Origin of the sequence: Luteococcus sp. Sow4_B9 (assembly GCF_052116585.1) — a bacterium.
Taxonomy (GTDB): Bacteria; Actinomycetota; Actinomycetes; order Propionibacteriales; family Propionibacteriaceae; genus Luteococcus.
In genome coordinates, this window is record NZ_JBQKKT010000009.1 from 16,477 (window position 1) to 28,537 (window position 12,061).

Genomic DNA, 12,061 nt, shown 5'->3' on the forward strand with positions numbered 1-12,061 from the left:
GGACGGGCCAATGTTCGTCGACGCGGCCGAGAGCCTGCCGTGGCGCTATTCGCTCGCGATGGCGCGCAGGACATCGGTGCTGGCCGCGCGATGGGCGGGCCAGACGGCGGCCAGCACACCGACGACTCCGGCGGCCACGACGAACAGGGCCAGTTGCCCCCAGGGAATGGACAGCATGTTGATCCCGTCATCGGCCATCAGGCGCTGCAGGACGATGCCGAAGACCGTTCCAAGACCGACGCCGACCACGGCGCCCAGCAGGGCGATCACCACTGACTCAAGGGTGATCATCCGGCGTACCTGGGCTCGGGTCAGGGCGATTGCCCGCAGGAGTCCGATCTCCCGGGTCCGTTCGACGATGCTCAGGCCCAGCGTGTTGACGATGCCCAGCACGGCGATCAGAACGCTGAGCGCCAGCAGGGCGTAGAGCACGGCCATGGTCCGGTCGACATTCTGCAGGATCGTGTCGGTGTACTCCGAGACGTCCATGACGCTGACCAAGGGCATGTCCGACAATGCCTGGTCGAGGTCGGCGCGGGCGGTAGCCGTGTCGGCCCCTGGCTTCAGGTAGATGGCCAGGAAGGCGTCCTTCTGCCCGAGTCCCGCATCGGTGAGCGTCTTGGTGGAGACCCACTTGTCCATGATGGTCTGGCCGTCGCCGGGGGAGTAGATTCCCACCACCTTCACGTCCACGATCCGTTGGGATTCGGGTGCGAAGAGCTTCTGGGTGTGACCCAGTTGGATGCCCTCCTCCTTCGCGGTCTCTTCCGCGACGACCATCTCGCCCTCGCCGGTGAACATCCGACCCTGCACGATCTGCTGCGGGAAGATCTTGTTCACCGATTCCAGTTCCATTCCGCCCAGCGCGACCCAGTACCGGCCGGTGACATCGTTGAAGGCCTCGGGCGTCGGCATCGACCGTCCATCCGGGATCTCCAGGAAGGTGCCGATCTTCATGGCGTGGACCTTGTCCACGGAGTCGACCTTGCCGATCTTCTCCCGGACGGCCAACGGGAACTCCTTGAATCCCTGTTGGCCGATGAGGTAGTTGCCGCGCACGGTGTTCTCGATCTGGGCGGTGACCGATCTGGTCGCGGAACTGCCGAAGATGGCGAGCATGGAGACCAGGGTGAGACCCACCATCAGGGCCGAGGCCGTCGCGGCTGTCCTTCGGGGCTGGCGGATGGAGTTCAGTTCGGCCAGTTTGCCGATCTCGCCGAAGACCACCCGGTTGATGCGACTGACCGCCCAGACGACGGGTCGTCCCACCAGGGGCGACGCGATGGCGACCCCGACCATGGCCAGGGCCATGCCCAGGCCCGACCACACAACGGGCTGTGGCACCTCGGTGAACAAGCCGAGGAGGATGCCGACCACACCGAGGAGGGCCAGGACCACTCCCACGACGGCTCGTCGCCCGAGGCCCTGGTCAGTCTCGGTGCGAGCTGCGGTCATCGCCTCGATGGGGGAGATCCGGGTGGCACGTCGCGCCGGGCCCAGGGCGGCGAGCACGGTGACCACGGTTCCCGTGAGCAGGGACGCGACGATGGCCGGGAGGCCCAGCGTGATTGGGGCGCTGCCCAGGTCCCAACCGCCGGCTGCCATGCCCTGCTTGATCAGCACGGCGATGCCGACTCCCAGGAACAGTCCGATGACGGAGCTGACCAGACCCACGATGAAGGCTTCTGCCAGGACGGTCTGACGCAGCTGGCGCTTGCTGGCGCCCATCGCTCGGAAGAGGGCCAGCTCCCTGGAGCGTTGGGCCACCAGGATCGTGAACGTGTTCACGATCAGGAAGGTGGCCACGAGCAGCGAGATGCCTGCGAAGACCAGGGGGAAGGCATTGACGAACTTGAGCGCGTCGCCAATCGACCCGCTCGTCTCGTCGGCCACCAGTTGTCCGTCCTTGGCCTCGTATCCCCGGGGCAGAACCTTCTGGATCTGGCTGGCCACGGCTGCGCGGTCGGCCTCGGGCGTGGTGACGACCCAGAAGGAGCTGTAGCTGGGAGACCCGTCCAGGAAGATCTCCTGCGCGCGTTCCGTCGTGAAGAAGACATAGCTGGCGCCGGCGGAACTGCCCTCGCCGAAGGTTCCGGTGCCGACGATCGTGAACTGGAGGGTCCCCTTGGTGGGCGTGATCACCTTTGCTCGGTCACCCACCTGGTACCCGGACTTCTTGAGGGACTGGGGATCAACCACCACCTCGTCGCCCGAGCGGGGTTCACGACCCTCGATGATGTTGCCGCCCTTGTTGCCCTTCAGGGCGGGAAGATCGATCCAGCTGAAACCCATCTGGGGCGGGCCGAAGCTGGTCAGGGCCTTGCCATTCTTGCCGATGAGGATCGCGTCCATTCCATAGACGGAACCCCCTACCTCGGACACGCCATCGACGGCCTTGATCTTGGCTGCCACGGCGTCGTCCAGTTTGCTCGTGTTGGCGGCCCCGTCCGTGACCGCTTCGTCGGTCTTCTTGACGACATCGACGTCGGAGACGGTGCCACTGACGATCTGGTCGAAGGAGCCGGTCATCATGTCGCCGAAGATCATCGAGCCGGAGACGAACGAGACGCCCAGGATGATCGCGAGCATCGACATCGCGAGGCGAAGCTTGCGACTCCACAGTGAGGTGAATGTTGCCTTCCACATCGTGATCAGGCCTCTCGGGTCTCGAGGCGATGGGTGGCGTCGAGCTGTTGGCGGGTGCGACGTGGGTCGAGGCGTCCCATCGTCTCCAGGACCTGCTCATGGGTGGGATCGGGGATGTCGTCGACGATGCGGCCGTCGGCGAGGAAGAGGGCACGATCGGCATAGGAGGCGCTGACCGGATCATGGGTGACCATCACGACGGTCTGCCCGAACTCCTCGACACTGCGACGCAGGAAGCCCAGGACCTCGGTGGCGCTGGTGGAGTCGAGGTTGCCGGTGGGTTCATCGGCGAAGACGATGCTCGGACGGCCGACGAGCGCGCGAGCGCAGGCCACACGCTGCTGCTGGCCACCGGACAGCTCCGACGGCTTGTGACCGAGACGGTCCTCGAGATTGACGGCCGAGATGACCTGGTCATACCAGTCCTGGTCGGGCTTGCGCCCGGCGATCGCCAAGGGGAGGAGGATGTTCTCACGGGCGGTCAGCGTGGGGACGAGGTTGAACTGCTGGAAGATGAATCCGATCCGATCACGACGCAGGCGGGTGAGTTCTGCATCCTTGAGGGAGGCGACATCGGTCTCGCCGATCAGGGCGCGACCGGAGGTTGGACGGTCCAGGCCTGCCATGCAGTGCATCAGGGTCGACTTGCCGGAACCGGAGGGGCCCATGACGGCGGTGAGCTGGCCGGGGAACACCTCGACGCTGACATCGTCGAGTGCCTTGACCTGCGCATCCCCCTTTCCATAGGTCTTGACGAGGTGGTGGGCTGTGGCAGCTGCGGTGCTCATCGCGGTGTCCTTCTCGAGGTGGTCTTGACACCCATCGCACCAGCCAAAAGGGTGAGGCGGGCGGCTTGACACCCGGATGTTTCCCTGACCGTCAGCCGGAGGGAGCCCTGAGGGATCGATGCATGATGCATGACATGACAGCCGCGGCACCCCTAAGCTGTCCGGGTTGCAGTCGGCCCCCGCCGGCTGGTTCATGCAAAAGGAGCACGGTGATTCCCCCGAAGCACATCAGCGCTGCGCTGTCCGTCCTGTGTCTGTCCGGTCTGGTTGCCTGCGCAAAGACGCCGCCGGACGCGGTGCCCGGTGCCAGTGAGCAGTCCACGGCGCCGTCGAGCGGCGCCACCAGACAATCGTCGAGTACCTCGGCCCATCCTTCGGTGAGCGCCTCACCGACCCCTTCCTCCATGACGTCCACATTGCCGACGGCCACACCCACCGCGACGGTCACGCACACGCCGAGCGCCACCCCCACCGCCACTCCAGCGCTGCCTGCCCGCTTCAAGCAGGGCGATGAGGGCGACGGCGTCCGGGAGCTGCAGCACCGGCTTCAGCAGCTCGGATGGTTGGAGGGCAAGACCACGGGCCGTTACGGAGAGGCGACGGTGGCCGCGGTCCGCGGCTTCCAGGCCAAGCGAGGCCTGCCCACCACCGGTGCTGTCGATGATCCGACCTGGCAGGCGCTCGTCGAGCGAACCAAGAAGCCCACGCACGACGAGATGTACAACATCCTGCGCCCGGGGCCGGCCCTGTTGAAGGAAGGGGCCAAGGGCGACCTGGTGAAGGACCTGCAGGCGCGCCTGAAGCAGATCGGCTGGTTCTCGGGGAAGGTGACCGAGAACTACGGTCCCACCACGGCTGAGGCCGTCAAGGCCTTCCAGACCAAACGCGGGATCCCGGTCACGGGCGAGGTCGATGCCCGGACCCGGGATCTGCTCAACGGGATGACTCGCAAACCCACCAAGGACGAGTTGGACAATGTCCAACCGAAGGTGGAGACCCCGAAGCTGGACCCACGCTGCATGACGGGCCGTGCCATCTGCATCTCGAAGGCCACCCGCACCTTGAGCTGGGTGGTGGACGGTCAGGTTCGCTCCACCATGGATGTCCGTTTCGGATCGGAGCTGACACCCACCCGCGAGGGCAGTTTCCAGGTCAACTTCAAGTCCCGGGACCACGTCAGTACGCTGTACCACACCAAGATGCCGTTCGCGCTGTTCTTCTCGGGCGGTCAGGCCGTGCACTATTCGGCAGACTTCGCCGCGCGAGGGTACAACGGTGCCTCCCACGGATGCGTCAATGTTCGCAACTACGACGCCGTGGCGGCACTTTTCGACCAGGCACAGCCGGGTGACAAGGTGATCGTCTATCGCTGAGTTCTCGGCGGCGGACCTGTCAGGGCCCGCGTGGAGGGCAGGTTGCCTCAGCCCTCGACGGTGAGGGCCGCAACCTGTCGTCCCGAACTGCCGGAGAGGAAGACCGTGGTGTCGCCGGGCTGCTTGGCGAAGAAGACGGTCCCCGTCACGGTCTCCCCGGCGGTGATGCTGCGACCCTCAAGATCGTCGTCGCCATGACGCGACGGGTTGAACTGTCGTGCGGTCGGTCCATTGTCCAGGGCGAAGAATCCGAGTCGCTGGGATCCCCTGTCGAGGCTCACCTGAACGGTGAGGACGAGCCCCTGTGGTGTCCACCGGTGGCGCAGGATTCGAAAGGTTCCGGCGCTGCCATCCCCGGCATTGGTGAAGGGAATGGAGCTGCGAGCGCCGGTCGCGGGAGTTTCGCGGGAGCCGACCGTCTGGCCGGGGTCGGGGGAGACCTCGACCGTGGCGCTGGGGGTGGACATGGCCAGCGGGTCATCGTCGCCTGCGCTGGAACCCATCCTGAAGGCCAGTGCGATCAGCATGGCGACCAGGGCCAGGACCCCGAGGGAGAGCCACAGCGGGCGGCGACTCGGGGGTGGCGGTGCGAACTGCTCCGCGCTCGTCCGGGGCAGGCTCTGCTGACCGAAGGGCTGGTGGGGATCGCGCTGTGCGGGCGATCCGAACGGCATCCGAGGATCTCGAGGTGGGGGCTGCTGGCTCATGGTGTCACCACAGTACCCAGCCCGCTGGTGGGGTCGGCGGCTGGCGCAGCGAGTTGTCCACAGTTCGTCCTCATGGCGTCAGGCGTAACGATCTGTGGACAGGTGAACATCTGCGCCGGCGGATTTGGACACTGCAGGTGCATGAGCGAAAACCACCTCGCGGTCACGCGACTGCGTCTGAAGGACACACCCGACTTCCTGGCCCTGGCCCCCTACCTGTTGGGTTACGAGCCTGCGGAACAACTCGTCTTCATGGTCGTCGATGACGGACGCGTCGTCCTGACTGGGGCGTTGCCCCTCTCGGCCCTCATGGCTCCAGAACAGGCAGGAAAGTCCCTGGTGGCGGCCGTTGACCGCTTCGAGCATCCGATGGTGCTGCTGGCCTGTTGGTCCGGCTCGGATGCCACCGCGGATGATGCGCTGGCCCTGGCCGAGGTCTGGATCGGACCGGAACAGGTGCTGGACTCGGTTCACGTCGGGCCGCAGCGGTGGCACTCACGGACGGGTCCCGGCGCCGGGCACGGAGGTTCGCGTTCGGAGCTGGAACATTCACCGGTGGTGGCCCAAGCGGTGGTGGCGGGTCTGGAGCGAAGCGAGAGCCGGGCCCTGCGGGTCGCCGTGGTCCAGGGACCGGCCGCGGAGGAGGCTGAGGTGCAGGAGGCGCTGTTCGACGCCGAGCAGGACGAGCTTCGGGGCGTCGACTGGAACGGTTGGCAGGCCGAGGCGCGACATCTGCAACTGCGGCTCATGACATCCGCACACCAGGACTGGCGAGAGGAGGAACTCGCGAGGCTGGGCGTTCTCAGCTCCGACGAGCTCACGCGAGACGATCTCTGTCTGGCGCTGGGGCGTCGCAATGCCCAGAAGGCATACGCCGTCTGGGCGGGGGTGGTCTCCTGTGCTCCCGCCCGATGGGCTGCAGGGCCCCTGTTGATGTTGGCCTTCGCGGCGTGGCTCAACGGAAATGGAGCCATCCTCGTCGCGGCGATCGAACGAGCTCATGCCCTGGGCGATCGAAGCGACCTGCTCGCCTGCCTGGACGGGATCAACCGTGAGGCCGTTCCCCCGTCAGCGTGGGAGGAGGTTCGCGCCCGAGAGGTCTTCGGGGTCGGCATGGAGAGTGCGGAATCCGGCCGGGTAGCGTGAGGGCATGCGATTCGTCGTCTGCGGCGTGGTGGGGGACATGGACGTCCTGGAATGCGAGGCGCCGAAACGGGCCACCGGAAGCCTTGGAGTAGCCATGGCTCTGGCGGAACGCGGAGCGTCGACACATTTCGTCGCCAGACTCGGTCAGGACCACGTGGCAGCCAGGGCTCTCGAGCTGCTGGCGGACGCCGGGGTGGGCAGCGAGTGGTGCGTCCGTACTGAGGGCGCCACCAGCGAGGCGATGTTGGGCTGGCGCCGTCCAGAGCCACCAAGGCTGTCAGAAGACGACTGGCTGCACGTCAGTGGTCCAGTGGCACTCGGGGAACCGGGTCATTCAGCCGTGCTGGGGCGGTTGTCAGGGACGGAGGCGACGATCTCCTGCGACCTCACCCTCGACCACCTCGACGGGCCGCCCGAAGACCTCTGGGAAGAGCTCGATCGCCTGCTCCACGTGGTCGGTGGAGCCGGTGGTCTGGTGATGACCCACCACGTGTCCCTCGGGCTTCTGGGGGGCCTCGACCCGCTGGCCGAGGAGGACCTCAGGGAGCTCGCGCGCTGCTGGGCAGAGGCGTATGGGATCGCACTGGTGGTGGTGGTCTGGCCCCACTACGTCGAGGCCATCAAGGCAGACGGTCGCGTCGTGCACGTGTCGCGGACCAGCATGGATCCGAATCGCCTGAGCGAGGAGTTCGTGGCGGACTTCCTGCGCCGCTATGCGTCCTGCCCGGCGGCCCTTGAAGATGCCCTGAGCCCGCGGCGAGAAGACAAGGCGCTGGCTGAGCCTGTAAGGGGGACCGGAGAAATTTCCACAGGGCACCTCTTGTAAACTTGGCACATGTCTGTCCAAGGTCCGGCGGGGCCCCCGGAGATCCCCACGGCGCTGTCCATGTCGACAGCGCGAGCCGCGGTGCTCGAGGCCGTACGCTCCAGCGGTCGGCTCTGCTCCGTTCGGGAGATCGCTGATCAGTTCCACCTTCACCCGAACACGGTTCGCGAGCACCTTGACTCGTTGCTGGCGCAGGGACTCGTCGCCCGAGAGGCATCCTTACCGACTGGACGTGGCCGGCCCGCGCTGATGTATCGGGCCACCAGTGCCACCCAGGACGTGGCACGTGACTACGAACTGCTGACCGAGGTTCTCGCCGAACAGATCGCATCGATGCCGGACTCCCACGAGATCGCCCGCTCTGCCGGTCGATCCTGGGGCCAACGAACAGCAATGTCCGACGGCGCGCTCAAGGTTGAGGAGATCCACGGTCACGTGGCGCGGCTCGGATTCGACCCAACCGGTCCGGAGGCGGATGGCACCGTCGTCCTGCGCAGCTGCCCCATCCTGGCCGCAGCCAGGCTGCACCCAGACGTGGTGTGCACGGTCCACCTGGGTTTCGTCCAGTCGCTGCTGGAGCGGGCCGGTGCGGACTCAGAGGATGTCGAGCTCCTGCCCATGGCACATGAAACAGGGTGCATCCTGCGCGTCGGGGCCCTGGCGAGCCCTGCCTCTGACGAGGCAGCCACCATCGAGCGTCCGGAGAACAGGCCAGCAGGGGGTGTCGAGGACTCCGTCGCCTGAGGGGCCGGCGGTGGGGCCGCCACGGTCACCAGCTACCGTTTAACACGTTATGTTCAGTGTTAATGGTTTGGCTGGGGTTCAGGGCTCCGACCCGGTGTTGACTCGCCGTGGATGGCATTCGCGCGCGGCGCTGCCGATGCTGTTCTGGATGGTGGCGCTGGTGGGACTCGTGTTGTCCCATCGCTGGGTGCCCAAGGCCACCTGGTTGATGGTCCATCTGGTGACCGTGGGAGTGGCGAGCAATGCGATCGTCGTGTGGAGCAACCACTTTGCTGATGCCGTCCTGCGCACGCAACCACGAGGACACCGCCGTGAGATCGTGGCGCTGACCCTCCTGAACGCCGGTCTCGTGTTCCTGGTGGGTGGAGTGCTCGCGCAGTCGGCGTGGCTGCTGTGGCCTGGCGTGCTGGGGATCGCCCTGGCCGCCGTCGCGCAGCTGGTCGGACTGGCGCAACAGGCCCGCGCCAGCCTCCCGGCGCGTTTCGCGGTGGTGGTCGGGTGGTATCGGTGCGCTGCGGCCTGTCTGGTGGGGGGAGCCATCCTGGGGGGTCTGATGGCGGCGCCCTTCGGAGGAGCCGCCGACGCACTCCTTGCCAGCCATCTGGTGCTCAATGTCCTCGGCTGGGTTGGAATGACAGTCTGGGGAACTCTGGTGACGCTGTGGCCCACGATGCTCCGGACCCGGGCAGCCGAGGGCGCCGGGGAACGGGCTCGGCGCACCTTGCCCTGGGTGATGGTGTGCATCGTGGCAGCCGCCATCGCGCCGGCCCTCCACACGGTGGCACCGCACGGCTGGCGGATCATGGGAGCCCTCGCGCTCGGATGGCTGCTGGTCATCCTCATGGACAGCTGCCTGTCTGGTTTGCGCACCTGGCGTGGTCGCGGAACGCGTTCGTTCGCCGTCCTTTCCGTGGCGGCGGGTCAGCTGTGGCTGCTGGGGTGGCTCGCATGGGCCGTCTGGCAGTGGATGGCCGCCGCGAATCCTGCTGGTCTGGTTGCCGCGCTTCGTGACGGAGTCGTGGTGCTGGTGGTGGGTTTTCTGCTGCAGACCGTGCTGGGGGCGCTCTCACACCTGGTCCCTGTGGTCCTGGGAGGCGGTCCGGCCATGGTGCGCCGCACGAGCGCGGTCTTCGAACGAGGGGGGATTGCCAGGCTCACGGTGGTCAATCTGGGTCTGGTCATCTTCCATCTCCCGATCACTTCGGTGTGGAAGGTCACCAGTTCCACGGCGGTCTTCATCGCACTGGCCCTGTTCATCGGGTGCCTGGTACGTGCGTGGCGAGTGCGCCGCCAGGCCGGCGCAGAGACCGCCCAGCCGGTGGCCTCGCCGAACTCCCTGAAGCGCGGTCTTGCCTGGGGAATGGCATGGTCCGTCTTTGCGGCAGCGGTGGCCGCCGGTGTGGATCCAGTGGCCTTCCGGGCGATGGCAGGCCGTTCCGCTGGGCCGACATCGTCGATTGGTGCGCAAGCCACCACGGAGGTGCGGGTTGTCGCTCGGGACATGCGATTCATCCCCGACACGATCATGGTGCCAGCCGGGAACAGGCTCGTGGTCACTCTGGTCAATGAGGATTCGGGCCTGGTCCATGACCTCATCCTGGACAACGGAGTCACCTCGGGACGCCTGGGCCCGGGGGAGCAGGGCGTCGTCGACGTGGGGATCATCGATGCCCCCACCCAGGGGTGGTGCTCCGTGGCTGGGCACCGGGCCATGGGCATGGAGCTGACCATCGAGACCACGGGGACCGCAACCTCGCACGCCCAGCACCAGGACAACTCGACGCCAACACGGGAAGGCAGCTTCCCATCCGATGGGGACGCGGATGTGCCGACGCCCCAGCTGGACCTGTCGACGGACTACACGCAGGACTGGTCCCCGCGCGACGCGAGCCTGCCACCGGCGCCACAGGGTCGTCTGCACCGCCACACTCTGCGAGTCACTGACGAGGTGGTGGAGGTGGCACCGGGAGTTCGTCAGACCCTGTGGTTGTTCAACGGTCAGGCGCCCGGGCCGGTACTGCGGGGTCGAGTTGGCGATGTCTTCGAGATCACGCTGGTCAATGACTCAGGCATGGGGCACGGGATCGACTTCCACGCCGGTGCGCTGGCCCCGGATCGTCCCATGAGGACCATTGCCCCCGGTGAGCGTCTGGTCTATCGCTTCACGGCGGGCCGCGCCGGGATCTGGCTTTACCACTGTTCCACGGCGCCCATGAGCCAGCACATCGCCAATGGGATGTATGGCGCCGTGGTCATCGACCCACCAGACCTGGAGCCAGTGGACAAGGAATTCCTCATCATCCAGTCGGAGCAGTTCTTTGGCGCGGAAGAGGGGGGAAGACCCGGTGTGGCCGACATGGCGAAGATCCAGGCGGAACAGCCGGACGCCGTGGTCTTCAATGGGCACGCGGGCCAGTACGCCCGCCATCCCCTGGAGGCTCGGGTGGGTGAACGTGTCAGGTTCTGGGTGCTGGATGCGGGTCCGAGCAGGGCGCTTGCCTTCCACATCGTCGGGACACAGTTCGACACTGTCTGGTTCGAGGGAGCCTGGCGGCTCAACCGTGGCAGGACCCCGGGCAGTTCCGGAAGTGACACGGGAGGGAGTCAGACACTGGGCATGCTCGCCGCCCAGGGCGGATTCGTGGAGACCGTCTTCCCGGAGGCGGGGCACTACTCGATGGTCAACCACCAGATGGTGGACGCGGAGCGCGGCGCATCCGGGGTGGTCCGCGTCCGGTGAGACTCTCCGTCCACAGGCAGTCTTCATTCGAGGAACTGTCCACAGGTGAGTGAGCTGCTGATCACGTGCTCGTCCAGATGGACACGCTGGGGACGTGACAAGGCGCCATCCAGAAACCAATGCACAGGAATGCGACCGGTTGGTCCAGCTGATGGCGGGCCAACCGCCGCTGGCAGCTGGTCCGCGACGTGGCCTGTTCGTCGTGGACTCCGACGACCGACACGAGTCCACGCCTTCCGACGAGGTGGGGGAGGCGGACGCGGGGGAATCGGCTGTAGCAGGCGACGAGCGTGCGACGCTCACCTCGGTCTTCGCCGACTGGATCGGAACGATCCGTCGGCCGGATTTTCGTCGTGAGCACGTCAAGGCGATCTGTTTGGTCGTGGTACTCGCAATCCTGGCCACCATGGTGGTCCTCAGCCGTGCTCGCGCCACCTCAGTCCCCGTTGTCCAACAGGCCCCGAGCACCCAGCCGCCGCCCGTGGGAACCGAGACCGCGCCCGTGGCGGATCCACGGACTGCTCCCACGCCCAGGGCGTCCAGTTCCGGACCGTCGGCTGCGGGCGCAGGCACGTCACCGCCCCCCGCTGTGATCGTGCACGTGATCGGGCAGGTACGGCGCCCCGGCGTGGTGCGGTTGCCAGCAGGTGCACGGGTTGTCGACGCGCTGGACAGTGCGGGCGGGTTGGGGCCACGCGCCGACGTGGCAGAGCTGAACTTGGCACAGCCACTCTCCGATGGCGACCAGGTGGTGATTGGCGATCGATCCTCGCCCAGGGGTGAGGTGCGCCGACAGAGCGGCGCCGACTCGCCGTCCAGTGCCGAGCCGGGACGAGCCGTCTCGACGAGCCGGGGTTCCGACGCGGGGGACCGGACCGGTGACGGCAGCGCGGCCCAAGTGGACCTGAACACCGCCAGCCTCCAGGATCTCGACGCACTGCCGGGCGTGGGGCCGGTGACGGCGCAGAAGATCATCGACTGGCGCGAGCAGAACGGGGCCTTCACGCGCGTGGAGCAACTCCAGGATGTTGATGGGATCGGCGAGAAGAGCTTTGCCCGACTGGCCACCCAGGTCCGTGTCTGACCGGGAC

9 protein-coding genes are annotated in these 12,061 nt (G+C 66.7%); 6 read left to right on the forward strand and 3 right to left on the reverse strand.

Annotation, left to right across the window (positions count from 1 at the left end):
- Nucleotides 1–45: 45 nt before the first annotated feature.
- Both ACTQ49_RS07450 and ACTQ49_RS07455 read right to left on the reverse strand, forming a co-directional pair.
- Complete coding sequence (locus ACTQ49_RS07450; protein ID WP_441827217.1) at nt 46–2,646, reverse strand: ABC transporter permease; 2,601 nt, start codon at nt 2,644–2,646, stop codon at nt 46–48.
- Between the two features lie 5 nt (nt 2,647–2,651).
- Nucleotides 2,652–3,434, reverse strand: coding sequence for an ABC transporter ATP-binding protein (locus tag ACTQ49_RS07455; RefSeq protein WP_441827218.1), 783 nt, complete (start codon nt 3,432–3,434; stop codon nt 2,652–2,654).
- Between the two features lie 404 nt (nt 3,435–3,838).
- Between ACTQ49_RS07455 and ACTQ49_RS07460 the strand changes: the two genes are divergently transcribed.
- Nucleotides 3,839–4,807: a L,D-transpeptidase family protein gene (locus ACTQ49_RS07460; protein WP_441827219.1), complete on the forward strand. Its 969-nt coding sequence runs from the start codon at nt 3,839–3,841 to the stop codon at nt 4,805–4,807.
- Nucleotides 4,808–4,854: 47 nt separating this feature from the next.
- On the opposite strand, the gene ACTQ49_RS07465 is transcribed toward ACTQ49_RS07460, so the two are convergent.
- Nucleotides 4,855–5,514, reverse strand: a complete 660-nt coding sequence (locus ACTQ49_RS07465; RefSeq protein ID WP_441827220.1) for a hypothetical protein — start codon at nt 5,512–5,514, stop codon at nt 4,855–4,857.
- A 141-nt stretch (nt 5,515–5,655) separates the two neighbouring features.
- Here ACTQ49_RS07465 and ACTQ49_RS07470 point away from each other — a divergent pair, with 141 nt between their 5' ends.
- From ACTQ49_RS07470 to ACTQ49_RS07490, 5 genes are all read left to right on the forward strand, one after another.
- The gene (locus tag ACTQ49_RS07470) at nt 5,656–6,660 is read left to right on the forward strand and encodes a DUF4192 family protein (RefSeq protein ID WP_441827221.1); all 1,005 of its coding nucleotides are present in this window, start codon (nt 5,656–5,658) and stop codon (nt 6,658–6,660) included.
- Between the two features lie 4 nt (nt 6,661–6,664).
- Nucleotides 6,665–7,486, forward strand: coding sequence for a hypothetical protein (locus ACTQ49_RS07475; RefSeq protein WP_441827222.1), 822 nt, complete (start codon nt 6,665–6,667; stop codon nt 7,484–7,486).
- Nucleotides 7,487–7,495: 9 nt separating this feature from the next.
- Nucleotides 7,496–8,230, forward strand: coding sequence for a helix-turn-helix transcriptional regulator (locus ACTQ49_RS07480; RefSeq protein ID WP_441827223.1), 735 nt, complete (start codon nt 7,496–7,498; stop codon nt 8,228–8,230).
- A gap of 94 nt (nt 8,231–8,324) precedes the next feature.
- Entirely contained in the window at nt 8,325–10,970 is a 2,646-nt protein-coding gene (locus ACTQ49_RS07485) for a multicopper oxidase domain-containing protein (protein ID WP_441827224.1), read from the forward strand.
- 139 nt (nt 10,971–11,109) lie between these two features.
- Complete coding sequence (locus ACTQ49_RS07490) at nt 11,110–12,054, forward strand: helix-hairpin-helix domain-containing protein (RefSeq protein ID WP_441827225.1); 945 nt, start codon at nt 11,110–11,112, stop codon at nt 12,052–12,054.
- Nucleotides 12,055–12,061: the final 7 nt, after the last annotated feature.